34 protein-coding genes and 1 pseudogene are annotated in these 24,166 nt (G+C 69.3%); 1 reads left to right on the top strand and 34 read right to left on the bottom strand.

The annotated features are described in order from the left end of the window. Positions 1-71: 71 nt before the first annotated feature. From LY05_RS15625 to LY05_RS01445, 22 genes and pseudogenes are all read right to left on the bottom strand, one after another. Positions 72-1,220, bottom strand: a pseudogene (locus LY05_RS15625) (baseplate multidomain protein megatron); the annotation flags it as partial. A 1-nt stretch (position 1,221) separates the two neighbouring features. Beyond that, complete coding sequence (locus tag LY05_RS01350; protein WP_148921815.1) at positions 1,222-1,662, bottom strand: NlpC/P60 family protein; 441 nt, start codon at positions 1,660-1,662, stop codon at positions 1,222-1,224. Beyond that, a complete protein-coding gene (locus LY05_RS01355; RefSeq protein ID WP_148921816.1) occupies positions 1,659-2,543 on the bottom strand; it encodes a DUF2163 domain-containing protein in 885 nt (294 codons plus the stop codon). Before LY05_RS01355 ends, LY05_RS01350 begins: the two co-directional genes overlap by 4 nt. Positions 2,544-2,669: 126 nt before the next feature. Next, complete coding sequence (locus LY05_RS01365; protein ID WP_148921818.1) at positions 2,670-2,903, bottom strand: hypothetical protein; 234 nt, start codon at positions 2,901-2,903, stop codon at positions 2,670-2,672. Positions 2,904-2,910: 7 nt separating this feature from the next. Further along, positions 2,911-3,234, bottom strand: coding sequence for a hypothetical protein (locus LY05_RS01370; protein ID WP_148921819.1), 324 nt, complete (start codon positions 3,232-3,234; stop codon positions 2,911-2,913). A 13-nt stretch (positions 3,235-3,247) separates the two neighbouring features. Continuing rightward, entirely contained in the window at positions 3,248-4,888 is a 1,641-nt protein-coding gene (locus LY05_RS15505) for a sialate O-acetylesterase (RefSeq protein WP_148921820.1), read from the bottom strand. Between the two features lie 90 nt (positions 4,889-4,978). After that, positions 4,979-5,209: a hypothetical protein gene (locus LY05_RS01380; protein WP_148921821.1), complete on the bottom strand. Its 231-nt coding sequence runs from the start codon at positions 5,207-5,209 to the stop codon at positions 4,979-4,981. A 3-nt stretch (positions 5,210-5,212) separates the two neighbouring features. Continuing rightward, positions 5,213-5,842 carry a lysozyme gene (locus LY05_RS01385; protein WP_148921822.1) on the bottom strand — a complete coding sequence of 210 codons (630 nt, stop codon included), beginning with the start codon at positions 5,840-5,842 and terminating at the stop codon, positions 5,213-5,215. Continuing rightward, the gene (locus LY05_RS01390) at positions 5,839-6,186 is read right to left on the bottom strand and encodes a hypothetical protein (RefSeq protein WP_148921823.1); all 348 of its coding nucleotides are present in this window, start codon (positions 6,184-6,186) and stop codon (positions 5,839-5,841) included. The genes LY05_RS01385 and LY05_RS01390 overlap by 4 nt, the downstream gene beginning before the upstream one ends. Next, on the bottom strand, positions 6,170-6,589 hold the full coding sequence (locus tag LY05_RS01395) for a hypothetical protein (RefSeq protein ID WP_148921824.1): 420 nt from the start codon (positions 6,587-6,589) through the stop codon (positions 6,170-6,172). Before LY05_RS01395 ends, LY05_RS01390 begins: the two co-directional genes overlap by 17 nt. Further along, a complete protein-coding gene (locus LY05_RS01400) occupies positions 6,586-7,212 on the bottom strand; it encodes a DUF2460 domain-containing protein (RefSeq protein ID WP_148921825.1) in 627 nt (208 codons plus the stop codon). The genes LY05_RS01395 and LY05_RS01400 overlap by 4 nt, the downstream gene beginning before the upstream one ends. Next, positions 7,212-9,584: a phage tail tape measure C-terminal domain-containing protein gene (locus LY05_RS01405; protein WP_249041821.1), complete on the bottom strand. Its 2,373-nt coding sequence runs from the start codon at positions 9,582-9,584 to the stop codon at positions 7,212-7,214. The genes LY05_RS01400 and LY05_RS01405 overlap by 1 nt, the downstream gene beginning before the upstream one ends. Further along, a complete protein-coding gene (locus LY05_RS15050) occupies positions 9,577-9,735 on the bottom strand; it encodes a hypothetical protein (RefSeq protein WP_170258721.1) in 159 nt (52 codons plus the stop codon). Before LY05_RS15050 ends, LY05_RS01405 begins: the two co-directional genes overlap by 8 nt. A gap of 50 nt (positions 9,736-9,785) precedes the next feature. Beyond that, positions 9,786-10,208, bottom strand: a complete 423-nt coding sequence (locus LY05_RS01410) for a DUF6631 family protein (protein WP_148921826.1) — start codon at positions 10,206-10,208, stop codon at positions 9,786-9,788. Then, positions 10,205-11,164: a phage tail tube protein gene (locus LY05_RS01415; RefSeq protein ID WP_148921827.1), complete on the bottom strand. Its 960-nt coding sequence runs from the start codon at positions 11,162-11,164 to the stop codon at positions 10,205-10,207. The genes LY05_RS01410 and LY05_RS01415 overlap by 4 nt, the downstream gene beginning before the upstream one ends. Before the next feature lie 100 nt (positions 11,165-11,264). Further along, positions 11,265-11,711, bottom strand: a complete 447-nt coding sequence (locus LY05_RS01420; RefSeq protein ID WP_148921828.1) for a phage tail terminator protein — start codon at positions 11,709-11,711, stop codon at positions 11,265-11,267. Next, positions 11,708-12,181, bottom strand: coding sequence for a phage virion morphogenesis protein (locus LY05_RS01425; protein WP_148921829.1), 474 nt, complete (start codon positions 12,179-12,181; stop codon positions 11,708-11,710). Before LY05_RS01425 ends, LY05_RS01420 begins: the two co-directional genes overlap by 4 nt. Further along, entirely contained in the window at positions 12,178-12,618 is a 441-nt protein-coding gene (locus LY05_RS01430) for a phage protein Gp36 family protein (protein WP_148921830.1), read from the bottom strand. Before LY05_RS01430 ends, LY05_RS01425 begins: the two co-directional genes overlap by 4 nt. 12 nt (positions 12,619-12,630) lie before the next feature. Next, on the bottom strand, positions 12,631-12,807 hold the full coding sequence (locus LY05_RS15055) for a hypothetical protein (protein WP_170258723.1): 177 nt from the start codon (positions 12,805-12,807) through the stop codon (positions 12,631-12,633). Between the two features lie 11 nt (positions 12,808-12,818). Then, positions 12,819-13,802: a major capsid protein gene (locus LY05_RS01435; RefSeq protein WP_148921831.1), complete on the bottom strand. Its 984-nt coding sequence runs from the start codon at positions 13,800-13,802 to the stop codon at positions 12,819-12,821. Positions 13,803-13,815: 13 nt separating this feature from the next. Next, positions 13,816-14,190, bottom strand: a complete 375-nt coding sequence (locus LY05_RS01440) for a head decoration protein (RefSeq protein ID WP_148921832.1) — start codon at positions 14,188-14,190, stop codon at positions 13,816-13,818. Between the two features lies 1 nt (position 14,191). Continuing rightward, positions 14,192-15,097, bottom strand: a complete 906-nt coding sequence (locus LY05_RS01445) for an HK97 family phage prohead protease (RefSeq protein ID WP_148921833.1) — start codon at positions 15,095-15,097, stop codon at positions 14,192-14,194. 284 nt (positions 15,098-15,381) lie between these two features. On the opposite strand from LY05_RS01445, the gene LY05_RS15060 reads away from it, so the two are divergent. Continuing rightward, positions 15,382-15,555, top strand: coding sequence for a type IIL restriction-modification enzyme MmeI (locus LY05_RS15060; RefSeq protein WP_170258725.1), 174 nt, complete (start codon positions 15,382-15,384; stop codon positions 15,553-15,555). 85 nt (positions 15,556-15,640) lie between these two features. Here LY05_RS15060 and LY05_RS01455 read toward each other — a convergent pair whose 3' ends face one another. The 12 genes from LY05_RS01455 to LY05_RS01510 form a co-directional block, all read right to left on the bottom strand. Further along, a complete protein-coding gene (locus tag LY05_RS01455) occupies positions 15,641-15,982 on the bottom strand; it encodes a hypothetical protein (RefSeq protein ID WP_125458991.1) in 342 nt (113 codons plus the stop codon). Further along, positions 15,964-17,259 carry a phage minor head protein gene (locus tag LY05_RS01460; protein WP_148921835.1) on the bottom strand — a complete coding sequence of 432 codons (1,296 nt, stop codon included), beginning with the start codon at positions 17,257-17,259 and terminating at the stop codon, positions 15,964-15,966. The genes LY05_RS01455 and LY05_RS01460 overlap by 19 nt, the downstream gene beginning before the upstream one ends. A gap of 1 nt (position 17,260) precedes the next feature. Continuing rightward, positions 17,261-18,652: a phage portal protein family protein gene (locus LY05_RS01465; protein ID WP_170258727.1), complete on the bottom strand. Its 1,392-nt coding sequence runs from the start codon at positions 18,650-18,652 to the stop codon at positions 17,261-17,263. Positions 18,653-18,722: 70 nt separating this feature from the next. Beyond that, positions 18,723-19,133 (bottom strand): hypothetical protein, encoded by a 411-nt coding sequence (locus LY05_RS01470; RefSeq protein ID WP_170258729.1) that lies wholly within the window; start codon positions 19,131-19,133, stop codon positions 18,723-18,725. Continuing rightward, the gene (gene terL, locus LY05_RS01475) at positions 19,133-20,344 is read right to left on the bottom strand and encodes a phage terminase large subunit (RefSeq protein WP_170258731.1); all 1,212 of its coding nucleotides are present in this window, start codon (positions 20,342-20,344) and stop codon (positions 19,133-19,135) included. Before terL ends, LY05_RS01470 begins: the two co-directional genes overlap by 1 nt. Beyond that, on the bottom strand, positions 20,344-20,802 hold the full coding sequence (locus LY05_RS01480; protein ID WP_148921839.1) for a helix-turn-helix domain-containing protein: 459 nt from the start codon (positions 20,800-20,802) through the stop codon (positions 20,344-20,346). The genes terL and LY05_RS01480 overlap by 1 nt, the downstream gene beginning before the upstream one ends. A gap of 1 nt (position 20,803) precedes the next feature. Further along, on the bottom strand, positions 20,804-21,079 hold the full coding sequence (locus tag LY05_RS01485; protein ID WP_346265222.1) for a DUF2312 domain-containing protein: 276 nt from the start codon (positions 21,077-21,079) through the stop codon (positions 20,804-20,806). Further along, positions 21,076-21,336 (bottom strand): hypothetical protein, encoded by a 261-nt coding sequence (locus LY05_RS01490; RefSeq protein WP_148921840.1) that lies wholly within the window; start codon positions 21,334-21,336, stop codon positions 21,076-21,078. Before LY05_RS01490 ends, LY05_RS01485 begins: the two co-directional genes overlap by 4 nt. Positions 21,337-21,562: 226 nt before the next feature. Continuing rightward, the gene (gene ssb / locus LY05_RS01495; protein ID WP_148922004.1) at positions 21,563-22,111 is read right to left on the bottom strand and encodes a single-stranded DNA-binding protein; all 549 of its coding nucleotides are present in this window, start codon (positions 22,109-22,111) and stop codon (positions 21,563-21,565) included. Further along, positions 22,111-22,707, bottom strand: a complete 597-nt coding sequence (locus LY05_RS01500; protein WP_148921841.1) for a hypothetical protein — start codon at positions 22,705-22,707, stop codon at positions 22,111-22,113. The genes ssb and LY05_RS01500 overlap by 1 nt, the downstream gene beginning before the upstream one ends. Next, on the bottom strand, positions 22,704-23,672 hold the full coding sequence (locus tag LY05_RS01505) for a helix-turn-helix domain-containing protein (protein WP_170258733.1): 969 nt from the start codon (positions 23,670-23,672) through the stop codon (positions 22,704-22,706). Before LY05_RS01505 ends, LY05_RS01500 begins: the two co-directional genes overlap by 4 nt. Continuing rightward, the gene (locus tag LY05_RS01510) at positions 23,669-24,112 is read right to left on the bottom strand and encodes a RuvC family protein (protein WP_148921843.1); all 444 of its coding nucleotides are present in this window, start codon (positions 24,110-24,112) and stop codon (positions 23,669-23,671) included. The genes LY05_RS01505 and LY05_RS01510 overlap by 4 nt, the downstream gene beginning before the upstream one ends. Positions 24,113-24,166 lie beyond the last annotated feature (54 nt).

The following is a 24,166-nucleotide window of genomic DNA, read 5'->3' on the forward strand; positions in this document are numbered from 1 at the left end:
TCCTGCGCGCCCGCGAGGATGATCCCGTTCGTGCCAAATCCGAAGCCGTCGCCGAGATAGACGAAGTCCTGCGAGCCCTGCCAGGGGTTGGGCAGCCCGTTGCCGGACGGGATGTCCATCTGGATGAACGGATAGAAGCCGACGCGCAGGCCGCGCGCCTTCATCTCTCGGATTGCCTCGAGCACGGCCACGTCAGCCGGCGTGCCGCCATAGGCCGCGCGGCCGTAGCTGTCCTGGCTGACCGCATGCGCCGTCGCGCGCGTGACCCCGTTCACCTCCCAGGTCAGCGGCGTGGTGGTCTTCGCGGCATCGTCCACGCCCGGTCGCAGGCGACACTCCGCAGCGCGCAGATCGTCCCCGAACCAGGCGACGGCGACGTTCACCATTTCGACGTGAGGCGCGCTCGCCTCGAGACGGTCCAGCGACACGACCATGTCGGTCTTGTCGTTGTCGGCGTTAAGGTTCTCGGCCGTCTGCGCGCCGCGCGCGCCCTTGCGCACGGCCGTCGTGCCATACACCCATTCTCCCGACGCCGGGATCATTGTGACGGTCTTCACAAGACCCTCGAGCGTGTCCGGATCGGCCAGCGGCGCGAACACCTCGAACGAAATCTGCGGCAGGCGGTTGCCGAAATTCGCCAGCGGCAGATCCTCGATGACGACGTAGGCTGTGCCGCGATAGGCCGGCGTGCCGTCGGCGCCCATCTTGCCCGCGATGAACGGATCGGGCTCCTGCGCTTCGTCGCCTGGATACCAGCGCCAGGTCACGCCGGTCATGTCCAGCGGCTTCCCGTCCGCCCAGATCCGCCCGATGCCGGCGATGGGCCCTTCGCAAAGCGCCACGGCGAAGCTGGCGTAGTAGAGATACTCGGTCGTCGTGACCTTGCCGCCGCCGCCGCCCTTGCCGCCGCCCTCGGTGCTGGTCTTGCGCTCCTCCCGAAAGTCGGTCGCCCAGATCACGTTGCCGCCGATGCGCATGCGTCCATAGACGCGCGGGATGACGGCGCCCTCCGTCGAGGACGTCAGGGTCAGCTGATCGAGCCGCGCGCCCTCGACGCGTTGCGACGGCGCGAGCACCGAGGAGATGATGTAGGTGTCGATGGCCGACCCGATGCTCGCGCCGACGAAGGCGCCGATGGTCGCGCCGCCGACGCCAAGGATCGACCCGCCGATCGCCCCGCCGATGGCCGCGCCCGCCGCGCCCAGGATCACCGTCGCCATGTCAGACCTCGCCCCGGGCAGGGAACAGGAAGGCGTAGGCGATGCGCCGCCGCCAGGCTTGCGTGAGCGGCTCCTCGATCACGCCGAGGCGCTCGTAGGAGTGGATGAAGCTGCGCGGCCCCGTCATGATGCCGACGTGCTTCGCGATCGCGCGCCGCGCCATGCGGAACAGGACCAGCGCGCCCGGCCCGGCCTCGGCCGGAGAGATCTCGATCATCATGCTCCTCGCCCCCTCGGCGAGCACTTCGCGCGGCCCCGTCTCGCCCCAGTCGCGGCTATAGGGCGGGATCGGGAAAGGCTCAGGCCCCACAACCTCGCGCCAGACCCCGCGCGCGAGCCCGAGGCAGTCGCAGCCGACGCCGCGCAGGCTCGCCTGGTCGTGGTAGGGTGTGCCCAGCCACGCTCGCGCCGCCGCGATCACCAGTTCCGGGTCCGCCGTCACAGCACCTCTCCCGTGTGCCCGCCGTCGCGCGTCGCGTAGCGCATCACCGCGTCCTGGCCGGGAATGTGCGGGAAGCCCCGGAAATTGGCGGCGTTCGCGAACTTCGCGCGGCACGTCTCGATCCGCTTGTCACAGCCGGCGCGCGCGACGAAAGCGTCGCCGACCGACACCTGGCGCACGGGCGGCTCGAGCAGCGTGATCGTCACGACGCCGTCGGCGATCTCATGCGCCGCGATCTCAGCCGAACGGCCGGCGTTCGCGCCGCTCGTCCACTCGACGTATCCCAACGCGAACCAGCCAGCCTCGAAGGCCTCGAGGCCGTAGACCGAGAAACTGCGCTCGCGCAGAATGCCCGTCACAGAACCTGCGGATTTGAAAGCCGGATCCTCCAGGTCGACCTTGCAGCGCGCGTCGCCCAGCGCGGCGTCGCAGGTCGCCTGATACGTCCGGCCCACCGTCTGATTGAGCACGTGGGACAGGCTGCGCACCTCCGCCGTGAACGCGACGCGCCCGCGCCGGATCTGACCGATGGCCCCGCGCCGCATCAGCACGCGCTGCGAGACGTCCTGCCAGTTCACCCGCCAGACCTCTACCTCGGCGTTGTCCCAGCGCCCGTCGATGATGTCGGTTTCGGTGATGCGATCAGAGCTGAGCGCGCCTTCGGCGTCCTGCGCATCGACCGCGAGATCGGAGGCGGAGCGGATCTCGGCGGCGGTGAAGCCGCTCTCCGGCTCGAAGTCGACGCCGTCGAAGCTCAGCGTCCGGTCATGGTCGGTGAAGCCGAACACCTCGCCGTCGGCGCGCGTGATCCGCCAGCACCAGGCAAGCGTCGTCGTGCCGTCGTCGAGATGCGCCTGCAGTTCTGGAGAGATGGACTTCATCGGCAGGTTCCCGTCATGCGATCATCGAGGTCGGCGATCCACAGCGCCCACGGGCGCGGCACTTCGACCAGCGACGCAGCAGGCGGGCGCGCCAGACGTGCCTCGGCATAGGCCGCGCAGCCCGCATCACCAGCGCCCGTCGTTGCGGCGCAGCCGCTCAGCGGGATCGCCAGCGTCGCGGCCATCGCGCACCGCCGAGCGCCCGCTCTCGATCCGTTCGTGCATCCGTTCCAGCGCATCGCGCTCCGCCTCCCTTCTGCCTTCGCGCCGCCCTCTGGCGCGACCGAAGAACCCCCCGACAACGACGCCCAGCAAGGCGCCCAGACCCGCCAGCAGCCACCCGATAAGGTCCAACGCCATCGCAACGTCACTCCGGCACGGGGATGGACTGGCGCGTGAGGAGACCGGCCAGGTGGACATAGCCGTCCACCCACACCGCCAGCGCCAGGCTGCGATCCGTCGGGATGCCGGCGTCCGCCTCGGCAGCCGGGACGACGATGTCCACGCGCCCGGACGGTCCGTCGACCACCTGCGCGTGGGCGGCGAACGTGGCCAGCGCATCGGTGCTGCCCACCGGCCCGATGGCCATCTGGATGGACGCGCCGGACACGTCGATCGGCGCGCCGTCTTCATCGAGGACCGTCAGCCGCAGGAAGAGCGGCTCTCCGGCGTAGGATCTGATTGAGACCACGCTTCCCTCCTTCTCATGCGGCGATCACCGATTCCGACTGGGTCACCGCGCGTTCGGTCCCGTTCTTCCGGCCCGTGACGAGCAGCGTGTATTCCTGCCCCGGCGTCAGCCCCGTGACGTCGATCTGCACGTCCGTGTTGGCCGTGACCGCCATCTGGCCCGCATCGACCGGCTCGAAGGCCGCGGTCTCGACGTCCTCGGGGCGCATGAAGCCGCGCGCGCCCGCATGCAGCGCCCAGCTCAGATCGCCCGTGAAGGCCGGCCGCACCGAGAACGACGCCGCCCCGCCCGCCGTCGAGACCAGCGCCAGGTCCGGCGCGAACTTGGCGTTCGCCCAGCGCCGCACCGTCGCCACCTCGCCCAGCTGGCCCGCGGCGTCCTCGAGCACGAAATGGCAGTCCTGCGTCACGTTCGACTGGAACACGCCCGAGCCCGACCACCAGACCGCCTCCTGATCCGCCGTCACGGCCTTGCGAAAGCCCGGCGCGGCGGCCGAGGCGTCGCGGATCGCGGCGGCGTCGGGAACGGGCGCGTCGGCGTCGGTGACCAGCGCGTGGATCGTGCCCGAGGCCGCCGGGGTGGCGGCGATGCGCATGTTCGTGCCCCCGTCGTCGATGAACAGCGGCGGCACATGAAACCACGGCCGCAGCCCGGCGAAGGGAAAGCCCGTCACCAGCCCGTCGCCCGGCCGCCCGTAGCTCTGGCGGAAATGGGCGAAGACCGCGTCGCCGATCGCCGCCTGCGCGGCCGCGTCGTAATGGATGCCGTCGCCCACCGTCTGCCAGGCGGGATCGCGCGCGATCACCGCCGCGTTCGGGATCGAGGCGGCCAGCGCGTGCAGGCGCGCATTGGCGGTCTGCTTGCGCGCGTCGAGCGCATCAAAGATCTCGACGAAGACCGCCGGCGCCTCGACCCCCAGCGCGGCGCGGATCTGGCGCACCCAGTCGGCGAAGCGCACGTCCAGGCTCTCGGCCATCGAGGCGCCGCTCGGGTGCAGCGTGGTGCTGTCCTTCTCGCCGATGACGAAGATCAGCCCCTGGATCAGCACCGTCTTCGCCGCCGCGAGCGAGGTCAGCGTCTCGCCCGAGCTCTGGCGCAGCGCGGTCAGGATCAGGTCCTGCCCCGGCCCGCCCCAGCGGAAGTGATCGACCGAGCGCCCGCCCTCGGTCTGCTTGAGGATGTAGAGACTGGGCGCCGCGTCGTTGCGCCACGAGGCCGGCGCGCCGCCGCCCAGCACATGCCGCACGAGCCCGATCTCGGGCCCGAACGAGGCCGTGCCCTCGGGGATGCCGTTCGCGCCCGTGGTCCACACCTTGCCCGAGGTGCGCGGCGAGGCGTCCGTCGCCAGCCCCTGCGCCTCGAAGCGGCCGGCGGTCGCCCCCGCCCCGCGCGAGCTCAGCCGCCACCAGGGATGCACGGCGCGCTCGGCCGCGCTCAGGAACGCGACCGCCTGCGCCGGGTCCGCCTTGGCCGGGTCCTGCCGCCAGGGCGCGTAGCCCTCGGCGTTCGACTGGCCGAAGATCAGCCACAGCGCGACGGTGTTGTCTGGCCAGTCTGGCGTCGGCGCCGCCGGCGCACGCGCAACGCGGAGATCAAGTCGCGTGATGCGGCGGCGCGCCTCACCTGTGAATGCGGGGCGAAACGTTCCCACCATCAATCTCCGCGCCTCCCACGCGAGGCGGCGACGCTCAGGGCCACGATCAGCATCCCGAGCGCGCCACCAGCCATGAACCCGGAGATGAAATCAAGCATCGCCCCGGAACCCCCGCTCCAGACGGTCGCGGACGCCGATGAGGCCGAGACCGAGGAAGATCAGGCCCGCCGGAGACGCGTCGCCGGAACCGGCGAACAGCGCCAGCAGCCGGCCGAGCTCGCCAACGGGTTCGGACGCGGGCGCGGCCAGCGCCGCAACGCCGGTGGTCGTCGCCAGTACGCCTGACCACCATGTGAGCGACCGCGGGCGGATGTAGCGCATGGATCACCTCCGAAGCAGTTTGCGGATCAGTTCGAGCGCGCGCGCGAGCCACAAGCCAAGCCGCATATCCGGCCCCCGCGCCGGCAGAAGTGCGCGCGCCTCGCCTGCCGTCAGGCGGCGGACAGGTTCCGACCAGCGGATCTCGCCCGTCCCGTCCACAGCCCACACAGGGATCGGTCCGCCGGGGTATCTGCCCGTCACGAACAGGCAGACCTCCGCCTCGCGGCGCGGAATGATCGACGCCGGCCGCCGCCAATTCATGAATGCGGCCGCGGCCCCGGCCTTGTCGCCCTCGTTCAGGCGCCGCGTCAGCTCGGCCCGCGCTATGCCGCCCGTGTTGAAGTGGAACGACACCAGCGCGTCGAATTCGTGCTGTTCAAGCTGCGCGGTAACGGCGCGCGAGACGTCGGCCTCGTAGCGGGCAAGGTCGTTGCGAAACACCCGGAACGCCTCGCGGATCCCGGCCTCCAGATCCTCCGGCATCCCGCGGGGCATGGTCGCCGGATCGGGCGGACCGGCAGCTGCGGTGTGACCGATGCCGAACGTCCAGACGCCGGCGGCGTCGAGATACGGCGCGGGGACGACGCCCTCGAAGCGCGCGATCGCCAGCATGCCGTCAGCCGAGACCTTCATCGCGACTTCCTCCCCTCGATGACGGCCAGACGCTCGGACATGCGGTGCAGCGTGCTCACGCCGTCCCCGACGTTGCGCCGCAATGCCTCGATCTCGGCCCGCATCATGCGCGTCTCGGCCAGGGTCTCCTCGGCTGCGCGCCGCAGCTTGATGACCTCGGCGTTGGTCACGTGCCATTGGTCCAGGTTCTCGCGCAGCTGCCCCACGCCCGTCGCCGCCAGCTCCAGCATGCGCGACTTCCGCTGCAGCCATTCGGTCAGCGGTTGCCGATAGATGATCAGGCCGACGACGATCAGCCCGTAGATCACGATCGGCTCGCGCAGCAGTTCAATGTCGAGCGGCATAGGGTCCCCCACGCTTGAGCACCGCGACGGCGTCGATCGCCGTCCCGACGAGGATGGAAACGCACGCAGCCGTCGCCCCGGAGTAGATCGCCCATGTGCTGCCGGACGTGCCGAAGGCGGCGAACGCAAGCTGGCCGGACACGCTGGCGATCCCGGCCAGGCCGGCCGCCCTCACGACCGGCGAGTAGCGCCACATGCCGTTCACGCGGCATCCGATGGCGAGCAAGATGCTGGACAGGATGCAGATGATCCCGCGCCAGCGGGCCGTCTCGTAGTCCAGCCCGGCCCAGCTCAGGCCGGGGTCGTTCGGCCAGATCGAGACCGCGGCTCCCCAGTAGAGCGCGACCATTCCGATCACGATCTCGCCGGCGCGCGGATGCGGGCTTCGCACTTGTCCGGTCATCTGCGCACCTCGATCAAGGGGATCGACGCGATGGACCCGAGCCGCTCGATGTCGAGCGTGACGTCGAGCGCGTCGGTGTCGAAGCGGACGGGAACGTCGAATTCGAAGCCGGCGGTGATGGCGGCGCCGGAAGGCGGGGCGGCGTCGAAGGTCACGAGGCCGGTGGCGACGTCGACGGACCAGCCGGCGGCCTGCTCGACGCCGTCGAGCGCGACGGTCACGCTGCCCGCGACCGGCTTGGAGATGGTCCGCGTCCAGCTCTGCGCCCCCGAGGCGTAGACCTTCGCCAGCTGGAACGACGTCGTCGCGCCGTCCCCGGTTCCGATCACCTGGTCGGTCGGCGACGGCGCCTGCGAAGGCAGACATGACTTGTAGTCGGCCCAGTCCTTGAAGCGGAAACCGTAGAGCCGCCCGTTCCGCGCCTCGAAGAAGGCGACAACCGCCGCCAGATCGTCGGCGCTGCGGATCCCGTAGGCGACGTCGTAGCGCCGCCGGCTGTTCGCCCAGCTGGCGTTTCGCTCCTCGTCGCCGGAGGCGAGCTCGACGATCTGCGTCTTGCGTTCGGGCCCGCCGCGCGCGCCTCGGCTGATGTCCACTGGGAACCGGACCTCGTGAAACGCCATCACAGCCCCCTCCGCCCGAGAGAAACGGCGCGCGCGATGTCCGCGGCGACCTGGGCCCGCGATTGGCGGAAGCTTTCCACATCGCGCGCCATGATGGTGACGTTGACACCGCCTCCGCCGGCTGCGTAGGCCCGCGCCTCGCGGCGCGACAGGACCAGCTCGCCACGCTGCAGGATCGCGGGCACTTCGTCAGACCGCAGCCCGGCCCAGCCGCCGCCGTGCATGCGCGGCGCCCCGGCAAAGACCATCGCGGGCACGGTCCGGGACGGTGCGGCGCCGCCGACCACGCCGCCGGCATGGAAAATCGAGGCGGACGTGCCGCCGCCGAAGGCAGACCCAAGGGCCTTGGCGACACGCTCAAGCAGGATCTTGCGCAGCGCGATCCTCGAGAGATCGGCGATGATGGACGAGGCCAGGCTGCGGAAGTCCAGCTTGCCGGTCCGAACGAAGTTCGCCACGGCGTTTTCCGCCGAATTGAAAGCGCCGACGATGGCGTCGCCGATCTGACCGCCGACATCCGAAGCCTTCTGGGCGTAGGCGTCGAGCGCATCGGTCACGGCCTGCCATCCCGTCGCCGAGTTCTCCTGCGCGGCGCGCGTGGCATCATCGATGGCCTGCCGGACGCGGGCGAGCACGTCTGCGGCCGCTTCCTTGCTGACGATGCCGTTCTTGACCGCTTCGTTCGCCACACGTTCCGCATCCGCGTAGCGCTTCTGCGCCGCGTAGGCGTCGTCCACGCTGGCGCGCAGCCGCTCGAACGCGGCGCGGGCCCTGTCCGTGTCGTCCTGCGCACGCCCGCCTGGGCGTCGCGCGCGCGTCCTGCTCTCCGCGGCCAGGGCCTGCCGGTTGCGCGCCTCCGCCTGCGCCGCCGCCACGGTCTCGGCGAGGCGCTTGTCGATCTCGGAGCGCAGGATCGGATCGAACCCGGAGTAGTCGCCGACGCGCGCCTTGAAGCGCAGGGCCGCCAGCTCGCCGGCCAGCGCCACGGGGTCGTCCTTGTACTGGCGGCGAAGCTCGCTCTCCTTCGCGGCGCTGGCGGCGGCTGCGGCGGCGTTCTCGGCAGCCCGCGAGGCGCGCTCCATTTGGCTGGCGAGCGCCGCGGCCTGATCCGCCGCCGCGGCGAGGCCGCCCGCGATGTCTTCGTCGGCTATGCCGCGCGCGGCGTCCCAGGCCTCCATCAGCGCCTGCTTGAGGTCCTCGCTGATGCGCATCTCGTCCACGCGGGCGGCGAAGGCTGCGCGCGCCTGCTCGACGCGCAGACGTTCGACCTCGACGCTGTCCTCGCCAAAGGCCTTGATCGCGGCGCGGATCGCGGCCTCGTCACCGAGCGCCGCCAGCAATGCCTCCGCCTCTTGCCGCGCCTTCTCGGCCGATCGCGCGTGACCATCCGTCGCGACTTTGATCTTGACGGTCTCGACGGCCATCTCCTTTGCTGCCCGCGCCGCTTCGCGCGTGGCGGCGGGCAGATCCTTCGCCCGCGCCAGAACCCCGTCGAACGCGTCGTTGATCTCGCTGACGGCCGCCGCGACGTCCTCTGGCCCCGCCGCCGCGCCCAGCTGGTCGAGCGCCTCCGCCAGAGCCCTGGCCTCTTGCTCCGTCAGGCCAAAATCCTCGCGCAGGTTGGCGAGGATACGTCGGCGCACCCTTGCCTGGTCATCCGGGTGCTCGCCAAGCCTCAGCGCATTGTCCAGAGACTGCAGCTGCCGGACGTATCCGGTCAGGTCGCCCAGCTCGTCCCGCATCGCCTCCGCCGCGTCGGCGATCTTGTTCGTGGCGTCGAGCAAGGCGAGGTCAGCCAGCGCCGCATAAAGCTCGCGCACCTGCGCGGCCGAGTCGCCGAAATCGATCCGCAGCTCCGCAAGAGGCGAGAGGGACAGCTCGCGAAGCTTCTCGAAATCGCGGACGCTGCGGGAAAGATCGTCGATCTCGTCGGCCAGGGACCGCGCCTCGTCGCTGGCCGAGGTCAGCCATTGCACGAGCGCCGCGCCCGCGGCGATGGAGCCGAGCGTGACGAGGTTCAGAGGCGACAGCATGGACAGGAACGCCTGGCCCAGCGCCTGCACAGCCCCGCGCGCGCCCATCGGGCCCAGAACCTGCGTGATCTGCGTGCCCTGCTGGATCGCGAGAAGAAGCGGGCTCTGCCCGGCCACCAGCATCTGCCCGATGTCGTTGAACTGGGCCGTCAGGTTCGCGACGGATCCCGCGGCCAGCGTCATCGCGCCCTGTGTTTCCCGCCCGCCTTCCGCCGCCTTTTTGCCGGACGCCCTGGCCTTGTCGCCCATCCGCTCGACGGACTTCGCCGTCTCGTCGATTTCCTTCCTGGCCTTGGCGGTATCCGCGTCGACGCGCAGCCCAACCCGCATTTCACTCATCGGCGGGGACCCCCAGGCCAAGCGCCGCCGCGGCGGCGTCAACGTCGTCGATGCGGCCGCGATCGGAACCGGCGCCCAGGATGCGCTTCAGATCTTCCGGCGCGCCCCAGACAGCCATCCGAACCGAAATCAGCAGCTTGCGGTCATCCATGGCGTCCAACTCCGCATGCGCGTCGACCAGCGCCCGCAACCCGGCCAGCGTCAGGCCGAGGACTTCGTCGAGGCGGTGGCCTTTCCTGACGAGGTAGGCGAAGACGCCGGCCCACTCGCCATCTCCGTCGCCGCCTGCATCGCCTCGGTCAGCGCCGGGGCGAGGCGGCGGGCGAAAAAATCCGCGTTCACCCGCAGGACCACGGACAACAGGCGCACCAGGTCGTCCGGGTGACGGTCCTCGATGAAGGCGCGGTCGAGATCGGTCGCCGCGATGACCAGATCGACGACGTTCTGGGACATTCGCAATGCGACCGCCGCCGGATCCTGACCGGCGTTGAGCGCCTCGAGGATCGGCGCGACCGCCCTTCCGAAAGCGGGCAGCTGACGAACCCTGATCGGCTCGACGGCGACGTCGCGCTCGCCGATGCGGACGATCTCCGGCTGAGGCGCGAAGGCGTCGAGATCGTTCATGCCGTCACCACCGTCAGTTCGTCATCGCCGGACTGTGGCAGCAGCGTCAGCTCGGTCCCGAGCAGGACCGTGCCGTCGTAGTCGACGACGGAAGGCGACCTGCGCTGCACCGCCGGCGCGAACAGGCGCACGATGTTGCCCGCCTGCGATCCGTGCTGGAAGCCAAGCGAGGTCAGCGCGATGTCGCGGATGTCGTTCAGCCACGCGACCTCGTCGCCTGCGGCCAGCTCGACGGACAGGCTGCCCTGCACCGCGCGATCCGTGATCTCCGCCCGCTCGGAACCGAGCAGCAGGATGTGGTTGACCGTCGCGTTCAGGTCGATGCGGAATTCCCTCATGTTCACGGCCGTCCCGCCGCTCAGCGTTCCGCTGGCCGGAACATAGCTCGGGCCGATCAACAGGCTGGAATTTGCCGCCGGCCGCACCGTGTTCGGCGTCTGCCATCCGGCATAGGACCCGGACGCGCTGGCGGCGACGGATCCACCGTCGAGGCCGGTGAACTCGAAGTGCACGATCGGCCGGGAATAGGCGTCGAGCGTCCAGGTCGCCGTGCCGCGCGCGCCAAGCGCGAGATGGGTCACGCCGTCGACCACGTAACGCAGGGCGAGGCTCTCGAACCCGTCCGAGATCGGCGTGTATTCGACATGCGATCCGGTGACCACCGTCTCGGCGAAGCCGCAGGCGCGCAACAGCTTCCCCCAGGCGGGCGGCGCGTCGGACGTGCCGGCGCCGGCAACCTCGACGTCGAAGGAGATCTCGACCCGCCGAGCGGCGATCAGGCTCTCGCTCGCCCCAAGCGTCGGGCGCAGGAGATCGCGCGACACCTCGTCTTGGACAAGGTTGACGGACGCGTTGAAGATCTTGACGGCATCCGATCCGGCCCAGCCGCCGGGATCCGTTCCGTAGGCGGTTTCCAGCTTGGCCTGGACGACCGTCTTGCGGGTCAAGCGGCTCATTTCGCGCCCTCCTTGCCGGCCTTCGCCGCCGGCTCAAGCTTTCCGGTCTTCGGGTCCCGGACCCATGCGCCGCCGCTCGTCGGGCGCTCGATCTTGCTGCTCATTGAGACCTCCATTCATCCTCGACCGCGAAATCGAGGGCGTAGATGACGACGCCGGCGCGGATCGACACGAGGTCGCCGCGCACAAGCGTCATGGTTCCGCGCGCGGACGCGGCGATGGACGGCGGCTCGAAGCCCAGGAGCGCGGCCATGACTTCCGCGATCAGAGCCTCGATGTCCGGCCTGTCCGCCTTGGCCTGTCCGTCCTGCGCCCTGATGGCGAGCACGACCGAAACCTGTCTGGAGACGGGCTGACGCCATGCGCCGCTGATGCCCTGATCCGAGCGCCCCACGATCGCGCCGGGCAGCACCCAGGCGAAAGGCGAGGCGGCGAGCCGCATCTCTCGCCCCATCAGCAGGCTCAGGTCGAACGCCGTGCCGACGCGCCCGGCCAGCTGCTGGACCGAGGCCTCGAGCCGCTCGGCCACGTCCGTGACGACGCTCACGACCCGTCCTCCAACCACTGCGCGACGGCGTCGAGCACCTCGGCGCGCGCCTCTTCGGAGACGCCCAGGAACGGGCGCGCCGGGATGTCGCCCCACGGGATCGGCGCGCCGCGCGAGGTGCGGCCGTACGCCCCCTTCCGCGCCCCGAACTGGTGCGTGGCGGCGTATTCGACCCGCGATCCGACGACCACGCTGCGGGGGCCGTCGACGTCGCGCGTGATGCTCTGGCGCAGGACGCCGCTGTCCTGCAGGATGCGATGCGCCGTGCCGCGCCGCCTCGCGATCGTGACGGGGCTCAGCGGCCGCCACGCCGCCCCTTCCGGCGACGACTGGTCGGCGAAGGCCTCCATCGAGGCCTCGCGCAGGGCCTCGCCGATCTCCGCCATCACGGGGCGCATGTCGTCGAGCCGGCCGGAAAGCCGCTGCAATCCCGTCAGGACCGCCTCGTCGTCGACCGTGACGGTGATCATCGCGGCCACCTCGGCAACATCGGCGCCAGCGCGTCGTCGGTGAAGCTGCGGCTCGGGCCGAACGCCATCAGCGAGGGCGCGGACACGGGCGCGCCGGACAGGTCGGCCAGCTCCACCTTGCCGGCGGCCGCGTCGCGCAGCGTGGCGACCGCATCCTGGTAGGCGACGTAGTAGGGGTGCTCGGGCTCGACGTCGCGCCGGGCGAGGTTGTAGCGGGCGATGACGGCGACGATCTGCTTGAGCATCTCGGGCGCCGGCGACGGCAGCGGGCCGGAGAGCGCCGGGCCGAGGCGCGCGACGGTCTCGGCCTCGGCGTCGGCGATGGCCGCATCGATCACGCCCGCGTCCTCGAACCCGTCGGCGTCGCGATCCGACAGTCGCGCGATTTCATCGGGCCCGAAGCGCGCCTCGAGATCGACCTTCTCGATGATCGCCACCCCTCACCTCGTTCACTTGGCGCCCGGCTTCGCCTTGCCGGCGCTCGCCTTGGCGTCGTCCTGCGCGACGGCCGAAGCGCGGCCTTCGCGGATGAGCGCCTTGGCCTCGGCCTCGGGGAGGTCGATCACGCAGCCTGCGTTGATGACCTGCGTTCCGTTCTGAATGGCCTCGAGCAGCTTCACCTGCATGGCGTCCTCCATCAGTTCGAGCTGAACAGCCGGACCAGGACGGCCGGGCGCTTGCAGATGGGCAGGCTGTTCGACTGCGTGTGCAGCTCGTAGCCGCGCTCGAACTCGACCTGGCGGACCTTCGCGTAGAAGGGCTGGCCGATGGTGTTGACGGTTTCGTTGAAGTCGGCCGGCGCGTAGTAGGTCGCGAAGGTGTCCATCGTGCCCTCGGGGAAGGCATGGCCTTCGCCGGCGGCGAGGAAGGCCTGCCCGCCGATATTGGCCCGGTATTCCTCGAAGGTGACGCCGCCGAAGGTGAAGCCGCGCCTGGTCTCGCCGGACGCCAGAACCGAGGCGTTCTGCCAGTTGACGAAGAACTTTTCGACGTTGGCGTGGGTCACGAGGCGGCGCCAGAAGTCGGGGCTGACCAGCGCGCGCACGCCGGTCATGGCGTCGTCGCCGAGATTGTCGGCGATCTGGTCGACGACCTGCTCGCACTTGGCACGGATGTCGGACGTCGCCGTGCCCAGCTCGAAGTCGATCGAGACGGGCGTCACGTTGAACGCGCTGAACAGGTCGACGATGGTCGAGCCGGACGCATTGGCGACGACGCCCTTCAGCGCGCCCATGCGGCGCCATTCCAGCGTGATGTCGTGCTTGGCGCGCATGCGCTGCAGCCGCCGCGCGACGACGCCCTGCGCGCTTTCGAGCGCGCTGTCCGAGCCGAAGGCGCGGATGTCCTGGATGTCGTCCGGCAGGACCTTGTCGTTGTGCACCGTCTGCGGGATGTGCAGGGCGCGGACAAGGCGCGTCTCGGGCGCGGCGACGGTTCCGTTGCCGCCCCACTCGTGGGCATCGAGCACCGCGAGGGTTCCCGCGCGCTCCTCGATGTGGATTTCGCGCGTGCGCACGCCCTCGTCGGCGAACAGGCCCATCTGGTTGATGCGCCCCCACTGGACGGGGAACCTGTTGATCGCGGCCGTGAGAGTGGCGGAATCGAAGGCGTCGGTGAGCATGTGATATCCTCCGTCAGGCGGTATTGCGGGCGAGGATCCCGGCGGCCGCCAGGCTGGCGACGGCGGCGTCCTTCTGCGCCTGAGTGGGCGCGCCCACCCAGACGAGGGCGTCGGAGTCCACGACGATGGCATGGCGGGCCACGATGACGGACTGCACGTCTCCGTTCGTCGCGTCGGCATCGGCCGCCATGACCCCGATTGCGGTCTCGGAGCCGTCGGTGGCCGCCGGATCCCACGCCTTGATCTTGCCGCTGGCGGCGATGCGGCCGACCACGGTCCCGGCGGTCAGGTTCTGTCCTGCGACGACGGTCACTTCGTCGCGCGAATAGCCCATGGGCGCTTCGTACTTCACGAATGCGCCTGCGGTCTGCTTGAGGTAGGTCGGCATGTCAGTTCACCCGATTGCGCGTTGAAAGAGCCTCGACCGCTTGAAACAGGCGGTCGGACGGTTCGATGCCGCCGCTCGAGGCGCGGTCGATCGCGGACGAGCGGAACAGCTTCGGATCGACGGGCGGCCTCGCTCCGGCCTCGGACAGGGCGGCGAGCGCGGCATCGAAGGCCTTGTCGCTCATCTCGACCCAAGGGCCGATGTCGTCGGGCGCCTCGCGCCCATGGGATGCGAACGCCGCGCTCAGACGCTGCCTGCGAAGTTCGGCGCGCATCTCGGCGATCTGCGCCTCGAGCTCGGTGACGCGCGCGGTCGCGGCCGCAAGCTCGGCTTCGAGGCTTGCCCGCTCGGGATCCTCCTGCGGCGCGGCGTCGGCCTGCTGAGGCTCGAGATCGGCGCACATCATCACCTCGCGCACGCCGGCGAACTGGTCGGCGGGGACAGCGACGAAGGACACCTCGTGGATCATCGGATCGCGCAGGACGAAGTCCACGCGCACCGGTCGGCCGTTGACTTCGGCCTCGTCGCTCAGTTCCTCGAATCTGGCCTTGAATCCGATGGACATGCGCAGGGGGAAGCCCTCGGCCAGAAGCCCGGAGATCTGGCGCCCGGCCCCGGTGGTGCGCGACAGCTGGCCCTCGATGCGCAGCTCCCGCCCGCCGTCCTCGGCTTCGGCCACGAAGATGCGGCCCTTGCCTGCCAGGGCGTCGATCTCGTTGTCGTGGTCGGTGAGGATTGGGATCTCGGCCTCGCGCACCGCGGACAGATCGACCACGAACCTCTGCCCGTGCTGATCGACCGGGTTGCCCGAATAGGCCACGCCATGGAAGCGGACGGGGCCGTCCTCCTGGCTCTCGTGGCTGACCGCGAACGTCACGCTCGCCGTCCGCTGGGTGGTGTTGCTCATGCGCGGTCTCCCCTTGCACCGTCTCCGGCGAGATCGTGACACACACGACGAAGCGAGTTGTGCGGACACCGGTCCGACAACTTTATCAAGCTATTTTACAGACTTAGATGTTTTTCGCCGGTGCGGCGGTGCGATTGGAGCGTGCTCCGAGCGGAGATTTTTCTGTTGCCGTCCACGAGTTTTCGTGCATCTATGGGGACGGACCGGACAAGTCCCCGGGGTTGATTGAACCCCATTCCCGCCCCGCACGGTGTTGCAGCACCTTGCGGGGCGTCGTCATTCAATTGACCTTTCTCGACCTGCGCGCCGCCCACCGCGCGCTGGACCGCGCGATCGACCGCCTCTACCGCCGCCAGGGCTTCGGCTCGGAACTCGATCGGGCCGAGCATCTGCTGGGACTTTACGAAGCGGCTGCAGCGGCCCTCATCGGTCGGCCACGGCGTTCCAGGAGTCGTTGAGCGGCATCCTCCCGCGACGTGAGCGATTGAAATCCGCCGCCCCGAACCGCCTTCAGCCATGGCGCCGGGGCGGACCGCCGCGAATTCACGGGTCGGCCACGGGATTCCCGTTTTCGTCGATGGCATAGCGGCGGATGACGTCGCCGTTTTCGTCGAGCTCGATCACCTCTCCGACCCATTCGCCGACGTCGCTCATGCGGGCCAGAAGGGCGCGATCCCCTTCCGGCAGGTCGCTGTCGTCCTCGAGCTTCTCCGGATCTATCTCGCCGTTGGCGATCGCCTCTTCGCGGGCGCGCTCGATCATGGCCGTTGCGGCCTCGAAGCGCGCCCGTTCTCGCTCGCTGAGCGGGGCGCGCGGGCTGCGGCGGTCCTCGATGACCGTGTGGCCCGTGGTCCAGCGCGTGATCTTCACAACTGTCTCAGCCATACGACTGCGCCATGTTTGGTCCTCATCACTTGGTCTACCATGAACGCGGCGGCGGGATCGAACAGAACTTCATCCTGTTCCGGATAGGCCGACAGCGGACCGATCCACCTCCCTGCGTTCCCATCGACCACGATGGTCACCGAACCCTTCAAGATCCGGTCATGGTGCGGCGTCGTTGCCATGAACCCGCCAGGAGAGATCGCATTTCCTTCCGGGAAACGCTTCAGATAGGTTTCGATGCCTTTCCGACCGACCTTCTCCGCCCGGAACAGGAGCGGGCGGCGCGCTGGCGGCAGCTTGGCGAGCCCGGATCGCATCGCGACGATCAACGGAAGCAACGCCGCGTCGGTCGGCGCCTCGGAGGCGCGCAGGAAGGCATTGATCCGCCTGAACCAGGCATCGCGAGCGACGTCGCGAGTCCAGATGTGAAGCGCGACGCGCTCCACCTCGGTCAGGTCGCGAAATTCGGGCGGCAGGTCACGCGCAGCCAACGCTTCGACGGCCGCATCCCAGACCGCGTCTCCGATCGCCTCGCGCAGGATCTCGGGCGTCACCATGCCGGCGTCAGCCCCCGACAGGAGCGCGCGAAACCGCCGCATGGCGGAACTGTCGCCCGCGAGCACCGGAGCCTGCTCCATTCTCCGTGCCGCGGCGGCGGCCAATTCTCTCCGCTGACCGGCCGGCCGCCTCCCCCACCCGTCGCCGTCGGCCCGCCCCTCGGCGGGCACGACCTGCGTCCGTCCGCCCCGCCGGCGCGCGGCGCGATCCGACAGGGAGCGCAGCGTGCAGCGGCAATTGAAGCCGAGCGGCGGGCTGATCCTGTCCCATACCGGATCGTCCACCGCCCGGATCACGCCATCCAGCGCAAGGTGGTTCGGGCGCACGCGGCTGTCGTTGATGGCGTCGAACATCAGCCAGGGCCTCGACCGGCGCGCCAGCTCGAAATTGCGCCAATGCCCGGCCATGTAGTTGGTCTGCAGGTTCGTGCGGAAGATCGTCTCGAGCCGGTGGCGCGGCAGAGTCCATTCCTGCGTCTCGGCCCAGGCCTTCCACCTGGAGAATGACCAGCCCTGTTCCTCGGCCCGGATAAGGCTGTCGGCGACCGCCTGCACCTGGTCGAGGCGCGCCAGCCCGGAGACCGTGAACGCCAGCGCGCGCTTCTCCGGCGTCAGCCCGTAGAACGCCTCGGCCAGCATCGGCGCCAGGGCGCGCGCCTGGGCGATCTGGATGTGGAACGGCGCATCGAACGAGATGCCGCCGCCATCCGCTGCGGGCATCTCAATCCTCCGCGGTGCGTTCCGCCTCGACGACCCCCGTGAGGTCGGCCGCCATCATCGCGCGCTCCAGCATCTGCCTGAACGTGCGGTCATCGGCGCCGGCGGCCACGACCGCCAGCCGCGCGGCCAGCTCGGCCTTGTCCCGCGCGCCGCGTATCGCCGATGCGATGGCCTCCGGCGGGATCGGGCCATGCGCCGCCTCCGAAAGGCCAGCGATCGCGTCCTCGATGCGCTGCTGTCCGTCGGTGAAGCGCTGCTGTCCGGCGGAGAGCGAGAACGCCGCCCGGCCTCCGTCCTGGGGTCGATCGATGGCGAAATCGTCGGGCTCAAGCCCGTATTTCTCCTCGTAGTAGCGCGGCGTGAAACGGACGCCCTGCCGCCAGAGCACCTCGTCGCGCGACGCGCGGTCGGCCTCGAGGCTCTTGGCATCCTCCATGACGAACGACAGCCCGCGCCCGAAGCCGTTCAGCCACGACAGGCGGTCGACCACGGTCTGCATCGTGCGAACCACCACGCGGATATCGGCGCGGCGCTTTTCCTCGCGCACGCGCTCGTGCACCTCGCCCAAGGCGCGGTTGCCCGATCCGCCGTCGGTGCCCGACGTCAGCGTCTGGCCGAGGATCAGCCGCTGGATCCGGCGCGCGCAGGCCTCCTCGAAGGCCTCGAAGTTTCGCGATGGCGACTGGCCCTGCTGCTGGACGTCCTCGTCCGGGCCGACGATGACAGCCGGGCCTGACGTGATGGCCTTCAGCTGCTCGATCACCGCCTCGCGATCCGTGGCCGAACGCCCGACCAGGAGAGGCACGGCCGTGTTCTCGAGGAACCTGGACCACATCTTCCAGCCATGCGTGCGGAAGAACCACGGCCACCACGCCTTGGCCAGCAGCGCCTCGCCCATCGGCTTGCGGATGGAGCCGTTGTGGACGGTCAAGAAGAACTTCTCCGGCACGTCCTCTGGCTGCATCGTGTCGCGGCGCAGCAGCGTTCCGTCCGGCTGCACGACGTACCAGTCGAACGGCAGCCGCACGATGCGCTCGATGCCGATGCGCCCGCCGCCGCGATCCGCGAACACGACCTCGAAGACTGCGTATCCGTAGGGGACCGCCTCCCAGATCGCCTCCATCATATCCACGGCGTGAGGCTCGATCTCGGACCAGACGAAATCTCTCGCCCGCGCGCGCTGGCCCTCGATGCGCCATGGCGTGCCGACGACCGCATGTCTCCGCGTCTCGAGGGCCGAAGCCACCTCGTCGTCGTCGGCCACCTGCCGCAGGGCTGCGCGGCTGACGCCAAGGCGGTGAAGCAGCTCGTCCGCGTCCCCGATCCATGTGAAGCGCGACAGGACGCGCTCGATGGAGATTGCGGAGGTGAGTGTGGAAGGTGTGCGTGCCATGCAGTGACGATGCCATACTGCAGCGCTCAAATCTGGCGGACCTCTGTCCGACAAAAAGATGGCTATCGGATCACTTCTTAGGAGGCAGACTCGCAAACTGCATCTGGCGCGCTTCGATCTCCTGTCGGACATTTCTGGCGATCCGGCGGACGTGCCTTACGCTCACTGGGCCGATCGTACGAACGTTAGCGACAACCTCTTCGGGGCTGCGCCCATTGCGCAGTTCGCGAATGATGGCGTTCCTCAGCTGCTCTCTCTGTCCGTCCGCGTTGGTCGGAACGTAGATACGCTCGCCGGAAAAAAGGTGTACGAATCGCGCTGCCTCTTCATCGCCAAGGGCCGAAACCAGTTTCGCCCAGGTATTTCCAGCCCGGCGCCTCGGGACGCGAAGATCGGTGCCACCGAAGGCCTCCGCAAGCTTCAGCGCCGTCTTCGGGCCGACGTATTCGGCCAGCATCTCCATCGTCGCGCACAGGGCCATCAGAACACCCTCCGGCCGGGGATGACCACCGGCCCCGACGACATGCCGAGCGCGGCGAACGCATGCGCGGCGGCGTCGACGCCGTCGTCGTGCTGTCCCTCTGGGAAGGCGAGAAGCTCGTCGCGGAACCAGGGCGGCACGCCAGACAGGTCATGCACGACCATGCCCTGCTCGTAGCGCGTCAGGAGCGGCAGGAACCTCGTCACCTTGTCGCGATCCGGTCGCACCCCGCGGATGGGCAGCTTCGTCGTGCGCGCCAGCTCCTGCACGACCGCCGCCTGGAACTGCGTCTGCTCGATCGCGACCAGCTTCGCCCGGTGGCGCTCGGCCGATGCCTTGATGCGCTCGACGATCTCCCTGAACTCGCCGCGGAAGCGCTCGGCCTCGACCACGTAGACCGTCCCTGTCTTCGGGTCCCGTGTCATCGCGACGATGGCCGTGAAATCCGCGCCGTCCCGCGTCGAGATGGCAAGGTCCACGCCAAGCGTGATCGGCAGGTCGCGCGGGGCGGCGCCGAGGCGGATCATCTCCGGCTTGACCAGCCCGGCGCCCATCGTGACGAACTCGGCCAGGTATTCCTGCCGGAACACAAGCTCGGGCAGCTGGGCGCGGGCCTCCTCGATCTCTTCCGGCGCGATGTGCGGATTCGCCGCAGTCGGCATGTGGAAGGACGTCCAGTCCGGGTATTCGGCGCTTTCGCCGCGGCGGAACAGATCGTGAAAGAAGTTCAGGCCCTTGGGCGTCGAGATGAACCACGCCTCGCCGCGGAAGTCCGTCAGCGTCGGCCGTATCGCCTGCTCCCACGCGTCGCGCAGATGCCGCGCATGGGCCGCCTCGTCGATCACGATCCGCCGGTAGCGCCGCCCGCGCCCGGCGTCCGGGTCCTCGAGCGTCCAGAAGTCGACGACCCCGCCCGTGACCAGCTCGATCCGCATCTCCTGCCGGTTCACGCGCTTCGCCACGCCCGCCATCGTGCGCTCGATCAGGCCGAACACCTCGGACAGCAGCTTGTAGGTCGGCGCGAAATACGCGACCGGGCTGCCCTCGATCGCGGCGCCCGGCAGAAGCGTCAGCCATTCGCAGGCGAGACGCGTCTTGCCGAAGCGCCGCCCGCATGACGCGACCTTGAAGCGGACCGGATCGTCCAGGATCCGGCGCTGCCCCGGGTGCAGCTCGGGCGGCGCGATCCGGATTTCCATGGCCTCGCCCATCACCACTCCCGCTTGATCTCGATCTTCGGCGCCGGGTTGGTGTCCTCCAGCCCCCAGGCCAAGCGCTCGCCGCGCTGACGGATGGTCAGCATCTCGGCATTGATCTTGGCGTGCTTTCCGCTTTCGAAATCGGTCGTGACGGCCCCGAAACGCTGGCGGTGCTGCTCCCAGTCTGCCTTGTGTCGCTCGATGACCTCGGCCGCGCGCTGGGCGGCCCTGTCGAGCGCCTCGGCCCTTCTTTTCGGGTCAGCACCGCTAACGAGTCCGCTAACCTTTTCGCTAACTTTCCGGCGGATCTGCTCGCGAACGTCGGAGCCGTCGCCCCATCCCTCTGCCTTGGCGCGCTTGACGATCGCGGCGTCGCTGACGCCGAACTTCTCGGCCAGCTCTCGGAATGTCGCGCCAGCCTCGCGCTCGGCCCTGACGTCGGCCCACTGCTCCTTGCTCAGCCTAGGCATCTCACATCCCCAGCGCGTCGCGGTAGAGCTGGAGTACGGCCTGCTCCTCGGCCAGCTCCTCGCGGCTTCTGCCGCGCTCTTTCACGATCTGCCGAATGGCCTTGGCGTCGTATCCGCGCGCCTTGGCCTCGTCCATGACCTCGCGCCTGCGATCGACAAGGTCGCGCCGCTCGGCCTCGATCTGCTCGAGCCTCTCGATGAACTGGCGCAGCTCGGCGCCGGTTGCGCGGAAGGCGACGTTCGCCGCAGCCTCGAAATCTGGGTCTTTCTTCATCATCGGCCTTCTCCTTCAGCGTGATCGGCGCACATCTCCGCGAGCGTCTTTCTTGCGCGCAGCAGCTCCGTCAGCGCCGGCGCGTATTTCTCGGCGTAGCGCCCCCTGCGCCTGTCCCGCAGGCGCTTGTAGAGGTCGATCCATGCGTCGATCTCGTCGGCGCCTATGCGCCCCCGCCACACATCGCCGTGCAGCTCGACGCAGGCTCCCCCGTCCACGATCTCGGCGCGGATGGTCATGACGTCCTGACCGCGACCCACTGCCAGATCCTGCGGCCCCACTGATCCGACCGCCCTGAAGGCCGCTGCGCGAGCGTGCATTTCCCGGCCTTGAGCATTGCGCGGACTGCTTCCGCCAAGCTGGGCGGCAGCGATCCGGCAGGCCCTTCGTGATAGACGACGATCTGTCCAGGAGGCGCGGCCTCGATCTTTGCGACCACGGCCCCGACGCGTGGGTTTGTCGGCTTCAGGTGTTGCATCTCCGACCTCAAAACGGGATCTCGTCGTCCAGATCGTCGTATCTGGCGGTTGCGGGCCCGGCGTCGTCGTGCGCAGGAGCCGCTGAGGCGGCCGCTGAGTGGCCGTAAACGTCTCTCGGGTTGTGGGAGTCTTGAGACGCGCCTGCGGCCTCTCCTGCGCCGCCTGTCGCGCCTTGCCGGCCATCCTGCGCGTCGCCGTGGCCGGGACGGCTGTCGAGCAGGGTCAGCGCGCCGCGATAGGGACGCAGGACGACTTCGGTGGTGTAGCGGTCCTGGCCGCTCTGATCCTGCCACTTGCGGGTCTCGAGCTGGCCTTCGACATAGACCTTGGACCCCTTGCGCAGGTAGCGCTCGGCGATGTCGGCGAGGGGCTCGGAGAAGATCGCCACCGAGTGCCACTCGGTGCGCTCGCGCCGCTCGCCGGTCTCGCGGTTCTTCCAGGTCTCGGAGGTGGCGATGCGCAGGTTGCACACCTTGCCGCCGTTCGAGAAGGTGCGGACCTCAGGGTCGCGCCCGAGATTGCCGATTAGGATGACCTTGTTGACGCTGCCCGCCATCAGCTCGCCCTCGCAAGCCTCGACCCGGCGCGGCCGCTCCGGCGCAGCCATGCGGCTTGCGCGCCTGCGTGCAGGGCTTCGAGCCGCTGCAGCGCCTTGAGCGCGGCGTCCTCGCCGAGGTGCTCGATCAGCCGGGCTGCGAAGACTTCGCGGTAGCGCTCGATGTCGCCCTCAAAGACCATCCCGGTGTTCACCAGTTCGACCGCGGTCTCGCCCCACAGGTCCATCTCGCCGACGGCCTCGCCGTTGCGGATGCGCCTGGCGACGATCTGCAGCCGCCAGCTGTGCGATCCGATGTCGGGAGCGGCGCGCTCGCCGGTCGTCTCGAGCGGCGTCTTGGCGGCGGCGTCGGCGATCTCCTTGGCGACCGGCCAGGAGCGGCCGTTGCCGGTCAGCTCCAGCCGGCGCTCGAATTGCGGCCACCAGCGGTCGAGGGCCTCGAGCGAGCGCGGCGCGTGGGCGGCGATGCGGCGGACCAGAGATTCAATTTCGGCCGCGATGGCCTCCTCGTTGCCGGCCAGGTGCCGCGGGATGGACCTGCGGCGAAGGAAAGTCATGAGCCGATTGCGGACGGCGTCTGCGTGCAGGTTGCTCAATGGATCATCCCCATGGCTTTTTCGCGCTCGATCTTCTCGAATGCGCGGTCGATGCAGCGGCGGAGGAAATCCTCGGAGACCCGACCGCCGGGACCGACGACGGAGGCGACCGGCTGGTTGGCGTCTTCGTGGCGGGAGGCCTCGAGCGGTTCGTCGCGCTTGGCGCCGAGGTAGGCGCGCATCGCCCGGTCGTAGGCCTTCGGGCTGGTGGGCGGGGCGTCGAAGCGGGCCCGCTGGTGACGGACGACGTCCAGGATCTCGTCGGGGCGCAGCCCGGCGTCGAGCCAGCGCCGGATGTGGAGCTGGGCGGTTGGCGGCATCCAGTAGGTCGGCAGCCTGAGGCCGCCATCGAGGCCGGCCGCGTGGAGGACGTCCGCGAAGAGCTCGTCGAGATCGCACGCCTCGGCTTGAGGTCCTGGCGCATCCGGCGTCGGCAGCGCCGTGTCTTCCGGAATGTGATCGTCCTCGCGCGCGCGCGCGCACATCACACTCACATAACAATTACCTATGATAGGTTCGGGTGCAGCCGCTGCGGGGTTTTTTGCGCTCGGCTGCGGGGTTTTTGCCAGATACGGCGCATCCGCTGCGGGGTTTCGCGCCGAAAAACGGTGTTTCTCGTGCGGGGTTTTCTCATCATACCCCGCATCATGTGCGGGGTTTTGATCGTCAAACGGCGCATCCGATGCGGGGTTTTCGGCGCGCACATCGGGCAGAACGATGGTGTATCGGTTGGTGTTGGCTCGACCGCCGCCGCTTTCGATGCGGACCCATCCCGCCTTTTCCAGGCGCCTGAGAACGGACTGAACGCCCCTCGCGGAAAGGCGGGATTTCTTGCACAGGCCGTCGATGGACGGCCAGCATTCGCCATCCTCGTTCGCATAATCCGCAAGCGCGAGCAGGAGCAGCAGCTCGGATTTGTCCGCTGGGCCGATCTCAAGGATGGCCGACATCAATCGAAAACTCATGCCCAGCGCCTCCCATACCAGGCAATGAGCGCGGCTTCGGCGCGGCCGTCGTCCCTGGCGCGCGTCCATTGGTGAGCGTCGTCGGGGAAAAACTCGTCGGCCCTCCGGCGCGCGGCGGCCTTGTCGGCCGGCACGTTCAGGCTCCGCTTCCATTGGGCGGGGGTGACTTCCCGCACCGCGATCCCGGCCGAGAACAGCATGGCCTTGAGCGCGCCGTAGGCTTCGGCGATGCGGGCGATGTTGCGGACGCCGATGTGCGGAGGGTAGATCGGCTGCTCGAGGACCGCAAAGGTGACGGGAGTCCACTCAGCCAGCGCGGCATGGAGGCCCGCGGGCGTCTGCGGCAGGTCGATGGCCGCGACGCGCCACGATCCGTCGCCCCTGCGCAACCGCGCCAGCCCGCCACGGCGGCCCGGGTCAATTCCCAAGATGATCGTCATGATCTCCCCTCATCGAGTGTTGCGCGCCTGGTTGGCTTGTCCTGGAAAAGCCCC

Source organism: Oceanicella actignis, from assembly GCF_008124525.1.
In the GTDB taxonomy this organism is placed as follows: Bacteria; Pseudomonadota; Alphaproteobacteria; order Rhodobacterales; family Rhodobacteraceae; genus Oceanicella; species Oceanicella actignis.